The sequence below is a fragment of the Mycobacterium sp. OTB74 genome (assembly GCF_029892685.1).
Taxonomy (GTDB): Bacteria; Actinomycetota; Actinomycetes; order Mycobacteriales; family Mycobacteriaceae; genus Mycobacterium.
The window spans coordinates 107,102-121,464 of the sequence record NZ_JARXVD010000006.1; the positions used below are offsets into that span (position 1 = coordinate 107,102).

14 protein-coding genes are annotated in these 14,363 nt (G+C 65.2%); 8 read left to right on the forward strand and 6 right to left on the reverse strand.

Annotated features, from left to right (window positions below; translation table 11 throughout):
- The first annotated feature begins 22 nt into the window (after positions 1–22).
- Positions 23–1,156 carry a P-loop NTPase gene (locus tag M2432_RS10865; protein WP_280826818.1) on the forward strand — a complete coding sequence of 378 codons (1,134 nt, stop codon included), beginning with the start codon at positions 23–25 and terminating at the stop codon, positions 1,154–1,156.
- 85 nt (positions 1,157–1,241) lie between these two features.
- On the opposite strand, the gene M2432_RS10870 is transcribed toward M2432_RS10865, so the two are convergent.
- The 5 genes from M2432_RS10870 to sigE form a co-directional block, all read right to left on the reverse strand.
- The gene (locus tag M2432_RS10870; protein WP_280826819.1) at positions 1,242–2,933 is read right to left on the reverse strand and encodes an aldehyde dehydrogenase family protein; all 1,692 of its coding nucleotides are present in this window, start codon (positions 2,931–2,933) and stop codon (positions 1,242–1,244) included.
- A 44-nt stretch (positions 2,934–2,977) separates the two neighbouring features.
- The gene (gene tatB / locus M2432_RS27965; RefSeq protein ID WP_348536306.1) at positions 2,978–3,415 is read right to left on the reverse strand and encodes a Sec-independent protein translocase protein TatB; all 438 of its coding nucleotides are present in this window, start codon (positions 3,413–3,415) and stop codon (positions 2,978–2,980) included.
- A 9-nt stretch (positions 3,416–3,424) separates the two neighbouring features.
- Positions 3,425–4,915: a trypsin-like peptidase domain-containing protein gene (locus tag M2432_RS10880; RefSeq protein ID WP_280826820.1), complete on the reverse strand. Its 1,491-nt coding sequence runs from the start codon at positions 4,913–4,915 to the stop codon at positions 3,425–3,427.
- Positions 4,916–4,980: 65 nt separating this feature from the next.
- Positions 4,981–5,388, reverse strand: a complete 408-nt coding sequence (rseA, locus tag M2432_RS10885) for an anti-sigma E factor RseA (protein ID WP_280826821.1) — start codon at positions 5,386–5,388, stop codon at positions 4,981–4,983.
- A gap of 78 nt (positions 5,389–5,466) precedes the next feature.
- Positions 5,467–6,306, reverse strand: a complete 840-nt coding sequence (sigE, locus tag M2432_RS10890; protein WP_348536307.1) for an RNA polymerase sigma factor SigE — start codon at positions 6,304–6,306, stop codon at positions 5,467–5,469.
- 175 nt (positions 6,307–6,481) lie between these two features.
- Here sigE and M2432_RS10895 point away from each other — a divergent pair, with 175 nt between their 5' ends.
- The 6 genes from M2432_RS10895 to M2432_RS10920 all read left to right on the forward strand — a co-directional run bounded on the left by M2432_RS10895 (position 6,482) and on the right by M2432_RS10920 (position 11,890).
- Positions 6,482–7,186 (forward strand): O-methyltransferase, encoded by a 705-nt coding sequence (locus M2432_RS10895; RefSeq protein WP_280826822.1) that lies wholly within the window; start codon positions 6,482–6,484, stop codon positions 7,184–7,186.
- Between the two features lie 208 nt (positions 7,187–7,394).
- Positions 7,395–8,021, forward strand: coding sequence for a TetR family transcriptional regulator (locus M2432_RS10900; protein WP_280826823.1), 627 nt, complete (start codon positions 7,395–7,397; stop codon positions 8,019–8,021).
- Positions 8,018–8,941, forward strand: coding sequence for an ABC transporter ATP-binding protein (locus tag M2432_RS10905; protein WP_280826824.1), 924 nt, complete (start codon positions 8,018–8,020; stop codon positions 8,939–8,941). The genes M2432_RS10900 and M2432_RS10905 overlap by 4 nt, the downstream gene beginning before the upstream one ends.
- Positions 8,938–10,560: an ABC transporter permease gene (locus tag M2432_RS10910; RefSeq protein ID WP_280826825.1), complete on the forward strand. Its 1,623-nt coding sequence runs from the start codon at positions 8,938–8,940 to the stop codon at positions 10,558–10,560. The genes M2432_RS10905 and M2432_RS10910 overlap by 4 nt, the downstream gene beginning before the upstream one ends.
- A 9-nt stretch (positions 10,561–10,569) precedes the next feature.
- Positions 10,570–11,244: an isoprenylcysteine carboxylmethyltransferase family protein gene (locus tag M2432_RS10915; RefSeq protein WP_280826826.1), complete on the forward strand. Its 675-nt coding sequence runs from the start codon at positions 10,570–10,572 to the stop codon at positions 11,242–11,244.
- A 46-nt stretch (positions 11,245–11,290) separates the two neighbouring features.
- On the forward strand, positions 11,291–11,890 hold the full coding sequence (locus M2432_RS10920) for a DUF4126 domain-containing protein (protein ID WP_280826827.1): 600 nt from the start codon (positions 11,291–11,293) through the stop codon (positions 11,888–11,890).
- Positions 11,891–11,892: 2 nt separating this feature from the next.
- Here M2432_RS10920 and glgC read toward each other — a convergent pair whose 3' ends face one another.
- Complete coding sequence (gene glgC / locus M2432_RS10925; RefSeq protein WP_280826828.1) at positions 11,893–13,107, reverse strand: glucose-1-phosphate adenylyltransferase; 1,215 nt, start codon at positions 13,105–13,107, stop codon at positions 11,893–11,895.
- Positions 13,108–13,182: 75 nt separating this feature from the next.
- On the opposite strand from glgC, the gene glgA reads away from it, so the two are divergent.
- The gene (gene glgA / locus M2432_RS10930) at positions 13,183–14,361 is read left to right on the forward strand and encodes a glycogen synthase (RefSeq protein WP_280826829.1); all 1,179 of its coding nucleotides are present in this window, start codon (positions 13,183–13,185) and stop codon (positions 14,359–14,361) included.
- Positions 14,362–14,363: the final 2 nt, after the last annotated feature.

A 14,363-nucleotide genomic window follows, 5' to 3' on the forward strand; every position in this document is an offset into this window, starting at 1 on the left:
CGCAGGCATAGACTCGGGGCTGATGTCTGCTGAGCTGAATGCCGCTGTGCGTGCCGCACTGGGCAAAGTTGTCGACCCTGAATTGCGCCGCCCGATCACCGAGGTCGGCATGGTCAAGAGCGTGACAATCGGCGCCGACCATAGTGTCAATGTCGAGATCTACCTGACCACCTCGGCTTGCCCGAAGAAGACCGAGATCACCGATCGCGTCACCGCTGCGGTGTCGGATGTGCCCGGTACCGGCGCGGTCAAGGTGACCTTGGACGTGATGAACGACGAGCAGCGCACCGAACTTCGTAAGCTGTTGCGCGGCGACGCCAAGGAGCCGGTGATCCCGTTCGCTCAGCCAGGCTCGCTGACCCGCGTGTACGCGGTGGCGTCCGGCAAGGGTGGCGTCGGCAAGTCCAGCGTCACGGTCAACCTCGCGGCTGCCTTGGCGGCCAAAGGCCTGTCGGTCGGCCTGCTGGATGCCGACATCTACGGCCACTCGGTGCCCCGCATGATGGGCGTCCAGGACCGGCCCACCCAGGTGGAATCGATGATCCTGCCCCCGGTTTCGCACGATGTGCGGGTCATCTCCATCGCGATGTTCACCCAGGGCAACACCCCGGTGGTGTGGCGCGGACCCATGCTGCACAGGGCACTGCAGCAGTTCCTGGCCGACGTGTACTGGGGCGATCTGGACGTGCTCCTGCTCGACCTGCCTCCCGGCACCGGCGACATCGCCATCTCGGTGGCCCAGTTGATCCCCGGCGCCGAAATTCTGGTGGTGACCACGCCCCAGATTGCTGCCGCCGAGGTGGCCGAGCGTGCCGGCGCCATTGCAGTGCAGACTCGCCAGCGCATCGTCGGCGTGGTCGAAAACATGTCGGGACTGCAGTTGCCCGATGGCACCACCATGCAGTTGTTCGGCGAGGGTGGCGGCGCACAGGTGGCCGAAAGTCTCACGCGCACAGTCGGTGCCGAGGTGCCGCTGCTGGGCCAGGTGCCCATTGACCCACAGCTGGTGTCGGCGGGCGACACGGGTGAGCCGCTGGTCCTGTCGGCACCCGAGTCGGCAGCCGGAAAAGCATTGCGCGCCATCGCCGACAAACTCTCCAGCCGTAGGCGTGGACTGGCCGGTATGTCGCTCGGGCTGGACCCTGCTGGGCGCTGAATCATTCAAGGCTACTTCCAGCGCTACTGAACAAAACCCCGGCCCGTGTTAAAAACATGGGCCGGGGTTTAATCGAAAAACCTGATCAGCCGCGCAATGCCGAGACGAAGATTGCCGGCAACTTGCTCCAGCTCGGACCACCGGCGAAACCTGCCAGCAACCGACCTGTCGTCGCCGCGGTGCGGTTGTTGACGAACCACGGTGGCTTCGGCGAGATGGAGAGTTCACCGCCGAGCAGCGACCGCGGCGACGGACGGAACGGTCCGCGCACTACTGTCCGCTCCGGCTTCTCGATCAGGAAGCCGTTGTGCACCACGCCGATTCCACTCTGCACGTCATTGAGGGCGTGTCCGGGGAAGGCACCCCAGGTGGCATGCGCGGTGAGGTAGCCGACGCCGGTCCAGGCGTTGATCGCGATGGTGCCGTAGCGCAACGCCTCGATCATCGCGTCAAAATCCTGGCCCAGCTCCTTGATGGTGTTGGGAGCCGCAATGATGTTGATGCCCAACGTACCGAGGAACTCGTCGTTGGCCAACCGGGTGGCTTCGCGAGTGAATTCCACGCCGTCGCTGTCCAGATCGATCACGCCATACACCGGGGAGAAGTACTCCGTGTTGAGCAGCGCGGTGCGATCCTCGGGGTCCACAACCAGCACGCGATCGCCAAGCCGCTGCGCCTGCGGGTAGCTCGCCTCCGCACTGGCCATCCGGGAATCGGAACCCGGGTAGTAGGCCTTTCGCTTCGGCGCCGAATCGATCGCTTTGGTCAGCGCCTCCAAGAACTCGTCGCGCTGGTCCCATTTGGACGAGATCACAACCACCTGGGAGGCCACGCAGTTGTACCCGTTGTTGTGCAGGCGTTGCGTCGCAACGTGATTGGCCTGGAATTCGATGTCGGCGCGACTCCACTTACCCGGGAGCACGATGGTCGGTGACACGCCACCGAGCTCGCTGGTGATCTCCTTCTGCAGGATGGGCTCATCCGCGGCCTTGCGCTTGGCGCCCTCGTCGCCGACACCGAACACGATGGCGTCGTGGGTCAGGGCACTGCCGGTCATGTGCACGTGGTCCACCGACGGGTGGTGCACCAGGTATGTGCCGACGTCGGCGCCACCAGTAAGCAGCCGCACCGCGCCTACGTCGATCAGCGGTGCGAGCACTTTCGACAGCACCGGCAGACCGGCGTCGTTGATCGGGTTGATCTTGAGCGCAACCACTCGGTTGTTGGCGATCAGCTCGTAGAGGGTGTCCAGGGGCGCGATAGAGGTGATATTGCCGGCGCCGAGCACCACTCCGATGCCGTTGGTCTTGGCAGGATCTCGCTGGGCCAGGCCCGCTGTGCGTACCGCCTCATCCGCACTGACCCCGGGCTGCAGCCACACCTGGGCGCTGAATCCGGACAGTAGCAGCCGGTCAAATATGTTGAGCGGCAGGACATTTACCGTGGTACGTCCGGCCTCGGTGCCGAAGCTCGCACCGTCCAGCGGACTCTTGCCCGCTTCCAGCTTGGCCAGGCTGGCCGACATGGCAGCCGCTCCGCCGGCCAGCGGGTACGGCCCGGAGATCCACTCCTCCCCCACCAGCGGCGAGACTGGATCGAGCTGCTTGACCTTGGTGGCAGCATCCACCCATTCCTTGGCGTGCTGCACCGCCAACTGCTGCACCTGGTCCAGCAGGTCCCGACGTTGTCCCAAAGTCAGAGCAGCCCAGGCTTTTTCACCTTCAGCGAGTTCTGTCAGCGCTTGATCAACGGTGGCCTGATACGCGGTGTCTGACATGTCGCCAATCTCCTGGTTCTGAAGGGCCAGCCGGTCTAGAACACCTACGTCGCGTCCGTGTCGAAGGGGGTGAAGCCGGGAATAATGGGCGGGGCCGATTGGGGCGGCGGCACAGGCGCGGCCGGTGGTGTCGGTTCGGTCGGCCCGGAAGCGACGTCCGCCACGGCAGACCTGACGTCATTGATCTCGCCCTGCAGGGAGTTCAGCAGCGAATCGTCGCCGTCCAGTAGGTGTTTGGTCAACGCCGCCCGCGGCGACATACCGCGCAGCTTCTGCAGCTCGTTGAGCGGTTGACGCAGATCCTCGAACTCGGGACCCAGATCCTGGCGCAGCTGGCTGGTCGCCCCAGTGAGGTATTCACGGGCCTGCTTGAGCGCGCCGGCTGTCCACCGGATCGCTCCGGGCAACCGCTCCGGACCGAGGATCACCAAACCGGCGATCACCAGTACGAGCATCTCGCCCCAACCGATATTGGCGAACATCAGCGCCTGCTACGAGGCCGGGGTGGCAGCATTGGGAACCACCGTCAGCGTCACGTGCCGGCCGTCGCGCACCACCTCGATCGGAGCCGGCTGCCCGATCTGCATTTGGCGGGTGGCGACCACGAATTCGTCGGCGTCGGCGACATTGCGATTGCCGACCTTGACCACCACGTCGTTCTCCAGGATTCCGGCCTTGTCAGCGGGACCACCGCCGACAACGTTGACCACCTGGGCGCCCGAGGCCACCGAGTTGCTGGCCGACTTGGCGCTGAGCCCCAATGTCGGGTGAGCGATCTTGCCGTCCTTGATAAGCACCTCGACGGTGGCCTTGACCTCGTCCACCGGAATGGCGAAGCCCAGACCACTTGCGCTGTCCGACAACGACTTTCCGGCTGTGTTGATCCCGATGACCTCGGAGGCCATGTTGATCAGCGGGCCACCGGAGTTGCCGTGGTTGATCGAGGCATCGGTCTGCACGCCGTCGATGACGGTGTCGGTGTCGGACCCTTCACCCGACAGCGGCACCGGACGGTGCAGCGCGCTGATGATGCCGTGGGTGACGGTGCTGCGCAGGCCCAGCGGGGCACCCGCGGCAATCACCTCGTCACCGACGTGGAGCTTGTCGGAGTCGCCGAAGCGCGCAACCGCCAGGTTGTCGACGTTGTCGACCTTGAGCACAGCCAGGTCGGTCCGTGGGTCGCGGCCAACCAGGTTGGCGGGGACGGACTTGCCGTCGTTGAAGACCACCGAAATGTGGTACTGGCTGGGGTTCTTCGCGGCATCGGAGATTACGTGGTTGTTGGTCACGATGTAACCGCGGCCGTCCACCACCACGCCGGACCCCTGCGAGCCCTCATTGTCATTCTTGGCCTCGATGGTGACCACTGAATCAGCCACCGCGGCAGCAACCTTCGCAAACCTGCCCTGCGGCAGGTCGCCGTCGTCGCCGGTCCGCAACGTCACCTTGGAAGTGGTGAAGGCCTCGACGACCTCTGCGGTCTTACGCCCGACGACGCCGCCGAGCACCCCGATCACCAGCGCCAGCAGAGCCAGGATGACCAGCGCGGGCACCGACACCTTGCGGCCGAAGACGACGTCGCGCACACCCAGTTTGCCCACCGGAGCCTGGATGTACGCCGGCTGCGGTTTGGCCATGGCGGGAGCACCCAGGGACGGGACCGCGCTCGGGTCCCGCCACGGATCGGCGGCCGATTCATCACCGTTGCGTTCGGCTTCCAGGGCGCCGGCGTCAGCCGGGTGGCGCTGCAGCGAATCGGTCGCGCTCGACGGGCGTCCGAATGCCTCAGCCAGCACCGGATCGGGCGCCTGGTTGGTCGGGGTGAACTCGCCCTGGTCCCGGACCTGATCAGTCCCCAGGAACGAGCCCGTGAACCCTGCTGGCCGACCGAACGCCCGCTGGGACGTCGGATCTACCGGCGGCCGCGATACGGGGCGCGGTTCCAGACGGGGTCGGTCGCCGGACGTGTCCTGATTGGTCACCCGTGTTCACTCTCCATGTACGGCGCACGCCGGCGCTCGGATTGCTCTGACTCCTGCACCAAACCCTACCGGCGCCTGCGGCGATCCCGCGGCATCCGGCTAGCAAAGTCTTGACCCTCCACTGACGCGGCCTGCGCATCAGCCAGCTGGCCAGTTGCGTCCTGCGGGATTTGCGAAAGCGCACCCAGCAACGAATTCGGAGCAAGGATGGGGCTCGAATCGCGCAGTGCGCTGCGGGCCTGCCCCTGGGCATCCACCTCGTCGGCACAATCCTGACATTGCGACAGGTGGTGTGCTGCACGCAGGTGCGCTGACATCCGCAGCTCACCGTCGACGAACGCGGCGATGGCCTCCACCGACAGGTGCTCAGTGGACCCGAAACGACGCGGTCCAACCGGCGCACCACTCTGCGATGCGAACTGGGTAGGCAGCCAGGAGAACGCACGACGGAACAACTGTTCCCGGTCGACCATCACCTGACTCCTCTCCGATCCACGGCACCGTCACTATTGAATGTAGCGCGGCGCCGTGCACCGGATGTACTTCGACGCTCAGGCGGACTTCGCCGTCAGCGCCGCAGCCGTGCCGGTGTAGTCACCCGGGTGGCTGGCCAGGTACTCGCGCAGCGCCTGCCGCCCGCGGTGAATACGGCTGCGTACGGTGCCCAGTTTGATGCCGAGAGTCGCCCCGATCTCCTCGTAGGACAGACCCTCGATATCGCACAACACCACCGCTGCGCGGAACTCAGGAGGCAGCGAGTCCAGCGCAGCCTGCAAATCCGGGCCCAGCCGTGAGTCGTGGTAAATCTGCTCCGGGTTGGGCTCGTCGGCGGCGACCCGCTCGTAGTCCTCGGGCAGCGCCTCCATGCGGATGCGGGTACGACGACGGACCATATCCAGGAACAGGTTCGTGGTGATCCGGTGCAGCCAGCCCTCGAAAGTGCCCGGCTGGTAGTTCTGGACCGAGCGGAACACGCGGATGAAGGTCTCCTGGGTGAGGTCCTCGGCATCCTGCTGATTGCCCGACAGCCGGTAGGCCAGCCGGTAGACGCGGTCGGCGTGCTGGCGGACCAATTCATCCCACGACGGCATGGTGGCCGCGTCGCCGGTTGCATCGAACACCGCTGTGCCCGCCAACTCGTCACTGGGCTCGACCCAGTCGACATTGTCATCTACGACCGGGACATGTGACATGTGGGCCGGGACGGATAACGCGGCGGTGGTCAGCGAGGCGGGCGTGGCAATCTCCAGGTTGGTTGGACAGCCGTCAACGGAAGATGACAGCTCTACAGCAGCAACCGGACTGCTGAGCCCGATATTCCCGACCGCTTTGATCTGCGGGGATCGCCGCCACACGCTTTGGACTGAGCCTTCGTCTGCTCCGTGGTGCATGGCGATTACCGTCTCGCACCCCGTTGAGGGCGGCATATGAGCAATCTGAACTTTTCCTGAGAAACCGGGCGAACCGGGGCCAACCTGCGCATATCATCCCCGCCGAGCCCGGAAGTCATATTCGGGCGCGGGCGTGTCGGGTACTACCGGCAGCAAGTTCCCTTACGCTGCGGGCATGCCCAGCACCGACGAGCCAACCGGCGCAGACCAGGCCGGCACTAGCCAACCCGCGCCATCTGCCCCGGCCCGCGCCAGCACGGCCGAGGCAATCGTTTCGCATGCTGAACGCTCCATCACCGAAGAACCCATCACCGCCGCTGCCCGGGAGCGCGCTGAGGAAAGCGGCGCTAATCCGGTGACGCCTGCGGTTGGTGCGCTGTTGAGCGTGCTGGCCAAGGTTGCGGCCGCCAAATCCGTGGTCGAAGTCGGCACAGGTGCCGGTGTCAGCGGACTGTGGCTGTTGTCCGGCATGCGTGAGGACGGCGTGCTGACCACCATCGACACCGAGCCGGAGCATCAGCGGTTGGCAAAGCAGGCGTTCGTCGCCGCTGGAGTCGGGCCCTCGCGTACCCGACTGATCACCGGCCGGGCTCAGGAAGTGCTGACCCGGCTCGCCGACGAGTCCTACGACCTGGTGTTTGTGGACGGCGAACCGGTCGACCAGCCACAATTCGTCGCCGAAGGCATCCGACTGCTGCGGCCGGGTGGCGTGGTCATCGTTCATCGGGCGGCGCTGGGCGGGCGTGCCGGTGACGCCGGAGCCAACGACCGCGAGGTGACGGCGGTGCGCGAGGCGACCCGGTTGATCGCCGAGGATGAACGCCTGACCCCCGTACTGGTGCCGCTGGGCGATGGACTGCTGGCTGCCGTCCGCGACTGACTTCCCGCTTAGCTTCCTTTTCCCGCGAGCTTGCGTGTCTGCGCGAGACACGCACGCTCGGCGTTTTGGTGACATGGCGTTTTGGTGACGCAGCGCCTGTAGGTAGCGCCTCGGTATGTAGCGCCGGTGTGACGTCTTGGCATCTTTATGAACTTTTGACGCACTAGCCCCTTGACCGCCGACTGAACGCATGTTTAGCGTATTAAACATGCGTTCAGTCGATGATCTGACCGCGGCGGCCAGAATCCGCGACGCGGCCATCGAACAGTTCGGTGAGCACGGCTTCTCGGTGGGCCTGCGCAGCATCGCCAAGGCCGCGGGTGTCAGTGCCGCCCTCGTGATTCACCACTTCGGCTCGAAGGAAGGCCTGCGCCAGGCCTGCGACGAGCACGTCGCCGAAACCATCCGGGCCGCAAAGAGCGAATCCCTCAAAGATGCCAGCCCGGCCGCGTGGCTCGCCCAGATCGCCGAGATCGAGAGCTTTGCGCCGCTGACGGCATATCTGGTCCGCGCCCTGCAGACCGGAGGCGAGCTGGCAAACACGTTGTTGCGCACCATGATCGGCAACGCCGAGGAATACATCGAAGAAGGCGTCCGGGCCGGCACCATCAAGCCGAGCCGCGACCCCAAGGCACGCGCCCGCTTCCTCGCCATGACCGGAGCCGGATCGCTCCTGATCTACCTGCAAATGCACGACAATCCAACGGATTTGCGCAAAGTCCTGCACGACTACGGGCAGGACATGATGCTGCCGTCACTGGAGGTCTACACCCAGGGACTGCTCACCGACCCCGGTATGTACCAGGCATTTCTGGCCGAACACGAGGAGCAATGACAATGAGCGCTGCCATCGAGATCGCTGGTCTGACAAAGAATTTCGGTGCGGTTCGCGCGCTGGACGGGCTCAACCTTGAGGTGAACCAGGGCGAGGTGCACGGATTTCTCGGCCCCAACGGTGCCGGCAAGTCGACCACCATCCGCATCCTGCTCGGCCTTGTCCGCGCCGATTCCGGCAACGTCCGCCTGTTGGGCGGTGACCCCTGGACCGACGCTGTTGCCCTGCACCGCGATATCGCCTATGTCCCCGGCGATGTCACCTTGTGGCCCACGCTGACCGGCGGCGAGACCATCGACCTGTTGGCCCGGATGCGCGGCGGTATCGACGAGGCTCGGCGCGCCGACCTGATCGAGCGATTCGACCTGGATCCGTCCAAGAAGACCCGGACCTACTCGAAAGGCAACCGGCAGAAGGTATCCCTGATCTCTGCCTTCTCTTCACACGCCAACCTGCTGTTGCTCGACGAGCCCAGCAGCGGCCTGGACCCGTTGATGGAGAACACTTTTCAGCAATGCGTCGCCGAAGCCCGCGATCGCGGTACCACGGTGTTGCTGTCCAGCCACATCCTGGCCGAGACCGAACGACTGTGCCAGCGGGTGACCATCATCCGGGCCGGGCGCACTGTCGAGACCGGCACGCTCGAGTCCATGCGGCACCTGTCGAGCACCACGATCAAGGCCGACATGATCAACAACCCGGGCCGAATCGACCATCTCCCAGGCGTTTCCGACATCACCTTCGACGGCCGCATGCTGACCGCCAGGGTCGAATCGCAGAGCCTCGGCGCGGTGATCAAGGCCCTCGGCGACGCTGGGGTGCGCTCACTGGTCAGCCAACCCCCGACGCTGGAGGACCTGTTCCTGCGCCATTACGACACCACAGGAGACCGTCGTGAGCGCGAGGAGGTGCGGGCATGACCGCCGTGCTGGACCGCCCGGCACGACCCACTGGGAATGCGTCCAACTTCACCGGAACCTTTGGGCTGCTCCGTCTTTACCTGCGGACCGACCGGATCGTGTTCCCGCTATGGGTGCTGCTGCTATCGCTGCCACTGGCCAGCGTCTACATCGGCAGCATCTCGAAGGTCTACCCCACCGAGGCCGGGCGTGCGGGCTTCGCGGCCAGCATCATGGCCAGCCCAGCACAACGCGCCTTGTACGGCAACATCTACAACGACAGCCTGGGCGCCACCGGCATCTGGAAGGCCGGGATGTTCCATGTGCTGATCGCCGTCGCGGTCATCCTGACCATGATCCGGCACACACGTGCCGACGAGGAGACCGGCCGGGCCGAGCTGATCGACTCCACGGCTGTGGGACGCAGCGCCGGGCTGACCGCCGCGTTGCTGCTGTGCTGCGGCGGGGCGGTGCTGACCGGACTAATCGGCTTCCTGGGACTGTTGAAAACCGATGTTCCCGTTATGGGTTCGCTGGCCTTCTGCGCGGCACTGACCTGTTCTGGTCTGGTGTTCACCGCATTCGCGGCGGTGGCAGCGCAGTTGTCGGCAAGTGCGCGGGTAGCGCGCGGCGTGGCCTTCGGAGCGCTTGGCGCGGCCTTCACCCTGCGGGCGGTCGGCGACGCCGGCGGTAATGACCTGTCCTGGGTTTCACCGCTGGGTTGGTCGCTGTTGGTTCGGCCGTATGCCGGCGACCGGTTTTGGATTCTGCTGCTGCACCTGACGCTCACCGCCGGGCTCATTGTGCTCGCCTATCAGTTGCAGGCCGCACGCGATGTCGGCGCCGGGCTGTTCGCCGAACGCCGAGGACGTCCCCGCGCGTCCGGATCCCTCAGTGGGCCATTGGGGTTGGCGTGGCGGCTGAGCCGTGGCTCGATTCTGGTCTGGACCGTCGGCGTCGGCCTGTACGGGCTGTTGATCGGTAGCGTGGTGCACGGCATCGGCGACGAGCTCGGCAGCGGCGGACCGGCGCGCGACATCGTCGCCCGGCTCGGCGGGCCCGGGGCGCTGGAACAGGCCTTCGTCGGGATCGCCTTCAACATGCTGGGCATGGTCGCAGCCGCCTTCGCGGTATCGCTGACCCTGCGGCTGCACCAGGAAGAAACCAGCCAGCATGCCGAAACGCTGCTGGCCGGCACGGTGAGCCGGATGCGTTGGCTGGCAAGCCAACTGATCGTCGCTCTGGCCGGGACCACCGTCGCCATGCTGACCGCCGGGCTGCTGACCGGACTGACCTACGGCACCGCGGCCGGTGACGTCGGGGGAAAGCTGCCGGCGGTGCTGGGAGCTGCCGCCTCGCAGTTGCCAGCGGTTTGGCTGCTGATCGCGGTAACGGTCGTGCTATTCGGCGCGCTACCGCGGTTCACTCCGGTGGCCTGGGGCGTGCTGGTCGCCTTCATCTCGGTGTATCTGCTTGGCTCTCTGGCCAATTCACCGCAGTGGCTGCTGAACCTCGAGCCGTTCGCGCACATCCCGCGCATCGACGCCTTCACCGCGACCCCATTGATTTGGCTACTCGTCGTGGATATTGCCCTGATCGCTTTGGGCGCCTTGGCATTCCGACGCCGAGATCTACGTTAGGAGATCGCCATGAAGCTGGCCCTGCAGACATTGGCCTCGGGCTTATTCGGCACCCTCTTCTTCGTCGTGCTGCTGTGCGGACCAGCCGGCACCCTGCACTATTGGCAGGCATGGGTTTTCATCGCCGTGTTCATGCTCGCCACCTTGGGTCCGAGCATGTATCTCGCCGTAAAGCATCCGGACGCACTGGCCCGGCGCATGAACGGCGGGCCCGGTAAAGAAACCCGCCCGGTCCAGAAGTTGGTGATGTGGGGCATTCTGGCCTCGGTCACGGCCACTGCGGTGGTCAGCGCACTGGACTGGCGGTTCGGCTGGTCACATGTCCCGACGGCGGTCGTAATCCTGGGCAACGTCGTGGTGGGCGTATCTCTGGTGGCGGCCCAGTGGGTGGTGATCCAGAACAATTTCGCAGGGGCCAGTATCTCGGTCGAAGCCGACCAACCGGTGATCTCAACGGGGCTCTACGGCGTTGTGCGCCACCCGATGTACATTTGCGCGCTGATCATGATGGTGGCCACCCCGCCGGCGCTGGGCTCGTACTGGGGCCTGATCCCGGTGATCGCGAGCGTGCCGATCCTGACCGCGCGAATTTTCGACGAGGAAAAACTGCTGCGCGCCGAATTGCCCGGCTACACCGAATACGCGCACAAGGTCCGGTACCGGCTGATTCCGTACATTTGGTGACGCCAAATCCGCTGCCTGCCAACCCAGAAGGCACATACTTGACAGCGTGGAGCTCTTCACCGGTTTCGGTCTGGCCAGCGCGGCGGGTCTGAATGCGTACATTCCGCTGCTCTCGATGGGTCTACTGGGTCGCTACACCCATTTGGTGACGCTGCCGCACGGCTGGTCCTGGTTGGAGAACGGCTGGGTCATCAGCGTCGTCGCGGTGCTGCTGATCGTTGAGATCGTGGCCGACAAGGTGCCCGCACTGGACAGCATCAACGACACCATCCAGACCTTCGTCAGGCCGACCTCGGGCGGCATCGTGTTCGGTTCGGGGACCGCCGCACAGACCGCCGCCGTCACCGACCCGGGCGCCTTCGTCCATTCCGGACAATGGATTCCGGTTGTCATGGGCGCCGTCACGGCGTTGGTGGTGCACCTGACCAAGTCCACCGTGCGCCCCGCGGCGAACGTGGCCACCGCCGGGATTGCTGCGCCGGTTTTGAGCACGCTGGAGGACATCACGAGCGTGGGTCTGGTGATCATCGCGGTGCTGGTGCCGGTCCTGGTCTTGGTGGTGCTGGCCGCGCTCGTATGGGGCGTGGTGGTGCTGATCCGACGAAGGCGCAGTCACCAGAGCTCCGCGCCCAGCGGCACAAGCTAGCCCTAAATCCACACGCCCTTACCGACGGCCACCACTCCCCCGGAACTCACCGAGAACCGCTCACGGTCGCGCTGCAGATCCACGCCCACCATCTCGCCAGGCCCGACGACCACGTTCTTGTCCAGGATCGCGTGCCGGACCACCGCGCCGCGGCCCACACGGACGCCGGGCATCAACACGCTGCCCTCGACAATGGCACCGTCGTCGATCACGACATTGGACGAAAGCACCGAATTGCGCACGGACGCAGCCGAAATGATGCTGCCCGCACCGACCACTGATTCCTGTGCCGAGCCGCCGTTGACGAATTTGGCCGGCGCCAAGTTGTCTGATTCGCCGAGGATCGGCCAACGCCGGTTGTACAGATTGAACACTGGGTGAACGGACACCAAATCCATGTGCGCGTCGTAGAACGCATCCAGGGTCCCGACGTCGCGCCAGTACCCGTGATCGCGCTCGGTCGCGCCGGGCACCTCGTTGTCGTTGAAGTCGTAAACGGCGGCCATACCGTCGGCCACCATTCGCGGAATGATGTTGCCGCCCATATCGTGATCGGAATCGTCGGCTTCAGCGTCGGCCCGGATCGCGTCGATCAACGCCTTGGTGGTGAAGACGTAGTTGCCCATCGAGACGAACGTCTCTTCCGGGGAGTCTGAGCAGCAAGGAGGCTCTGCCGGCTTCTCGATGAATCCGCGAATGCGGCCGGACTCGTCAGCGTCGATGCAGCCGAAGGCGCTCGCCTCGGCCCGCGGCACCCGGATGCCGGCAACCGTCGCACCCGCACCGCTCTCGATATGGAACCGCACTATCTGCTCGGGGTCCATCCGGTAGACGTGGTCGGCGCCGAAAACCACGATGTAGTCGGGATCTTCGTCGTAAATCAGGTTCATGGACTGGTAGATGGCATCGGCCGAGCCGGTGTACCACCGCGGCCCCAACCGCTGCTGCGCGGGGACCGGGGTGATGTATTCGCCGGCCAGACCCGAAAGCCGCCAGTTCTGCGAGATGTGCCGGTCGAGCGAATGTGACTTGTATTGCGTCAGAACGCAAATGCGCAAATACCGGGCGTTCACCAGATTCGAGAGGACGAAGTCGATCAACCGGTAGGCGCCACCGAACGGCACGGCGGGCTTGGCCCTGTCCGCCGTCAACGGATACAGCCGCTTACCCTCGCCGCCGGCCAGGACTATGCCCAGCACGTGTGGCAGTTCCCTCATGAAAGCCAACCTAATGGCCGTTAACCGCGGCTGCTAGCCATACACGGCAACCGAGGACAGGTTACGGTCTTCGGCATGCGGGTGGCGATGATGACTCGGGAGTATCCACCGGAGGTTTACGGCGGTGCCGGTGTGCACGTGACCGAGCTTGTCGCACAGCTAAAAAATCTGTGTGAGGTCGACGTGCACTGCATGGGCGCACCCCGCGACGGCGCGTTCGTCGCGCAACCGGACCCGCAGCTTGCCGGTGCCAACGCAGCGCTGATCACACTGTCGACGGATCTGTCGATGGTCAACAACGCATTCGGGCCCAGCCGCAGCCCCGATGTGGTGCATTCGCACACCTGGTACGCCGGAATGGCCGGGCACCTGACCTCACTGCTGCACGGCATCCCCCACGTGATGACCGCACACTCTCTGGAGCCCAAGCGGCCGTGGAAGGCCGAGCAACTCGGTGGCGGCTATCAAATTTCGTCGTGGGTGGAGCGGACCGCCATCGAGCATGCGGCCGCGGTCATAGCGGTCAGCTCAGGGATGCGGGCCGACGTGCTGGCGACCTACCCGGCACTGGACCCGACGCGGGTGCACGTGGTGCGCAACGGAATCGACACCAGCCGGTGGTACCCGGCCAAATCGGATGTCGAATCGGGTTCGGTGCTCCACGATCTCGGCGTCGACCCGGACCGGCCGATCGTCGCGTTCGTCGGACGGATCACCCGACAGAAGGGCGTCGCACACCTGGTGGCTGCGGCGCACCAGTTCGCGCCGCAGGTACAGCTGGTCCTGTGTGCCGGGGCGCCGGACACCCCCGAGATCGCGGCGGAGGTGTCGACCGCGGTGCGCAAGCTGAGCCAGGCCCGAGCCGGTGTGTTCTGGGTGCAGGAGATGCTGTCGCCCGAGAAGATTCGCGAAATACTATCGGCAGCAACGGTTTTCGTGTGCCCGTCGGTATACGAGCCATTGGGGATCGTGAATCTGGAGGCCATGGCCTGCGGGACCGCGGTAGTGGCCTCCGATGTCGGTGGCATACCCGAGGTGGTTTCCGACGGCCACACCGGGACACTGGTGCACTACAACGCGTCCGATGCGACGGCGTTCGATGCCGGACTGGCCGCGGCCGTCAACGCGTTGATCGCCGATCCGGCTCAGGCCCATGCCTTCGGTCAAGCTGGCCGGCAACGCTGCATCGAGGAATTCTCGTGGGCGCACATCGCGGAGCAGACGCTCGAGATTTACCAGAACGTCTGCTCGTAGCG

What these genes read in the sequence shown, in the direction of transcription:
- M2432_RS10865 (WP_280826818.1), top strand. Translation starts at nt 23, where the DNA reads ATGTCTGCTGAGCTGAATGCCGCTGTGCGTGCCGCACTGGGCAAAGTT.
- M2432_RS10870 (WP_280826819.1), bottom strand. Translation starts at nt 2,933, where the DNA reads ATGTCAGACACCGCGTATCAGGCCACCGTTGATCAAGCGCTGACAGAA.
- tatB (WP_348536306.1), bottom strand. Translation starts at nt 3,415, where the DNA reads ATGTTCGCCAATATCGGTTGGGGCGAGATGCTCGTACTGGTGATCGCC.
- rseA (WP_280826821.1), bottom strand. Translation starts at nt 5,388, where the DNA reads ATGGTCGACCGGGAACAGTTGTTCCGTCGTGCGTTCTCCTGGCTGCCT.
- sigE (WP_348536307.1), bottom strand. Translation starts at nt 6,306, where the DNA reads ATGCACCACGGAGCAGACGAAGGCTCAGTCCAAAGCGTGTGGCGGCGA.
- M2432_RS10895 (WP_280826822.1), top strand. Translation starts at nt 6,482, where the DNA reads ATGCCCAGCACCGACGAGCCAACCGGCGCAGACCAGGCCGGCACTAGC.
- M2432_RS10900 (WP_280826823.1), top strand. Translation starts at nt 7,395, where the DNA reads ATGCGTTCAGTCGATGATCTGACCGCGGCGGCCAGAATCCGCGACGCG.
- M2432_RS10905 (WP_280826824.1), top strand. Translation starts at nt 8,018, where the DNA reads ATGACAATGAGCGCTGCCATCGAGATCGCTGGTCTGACAAAGAATTTC.
- M2432_RS10910 (WP_280826825.1), top strand. Translation starts at nt 8,938, where the DNA reads ATGACCGCCGTGCTGGACCGCCCGGCACGACCCACTGGGAATGCGTCC.
- M2432_RS10915 (WP_280826826.1), top strand. Translation starts at nt 10,570, where the DNA reads ATGAAGCTGGCCCTGCAGACATTGGCCTCGGGCTTATTCGGCACCCTC.
- glgC (WP_280826828.1), bottom strand. Translation starts at nt 13,107, where the DNA reads ATGAGGGAACTGCCACACGTGCTGGGCATAGTCCTGGCCGGCGGCGAG.
- glgA (WP_280826829.1), top strand. Translation starts at nt 13,183, where the DNA reads ATGCGGGTGGCGATGATGACTCGGGAGTATCCACCGGAGGTTTACGGC.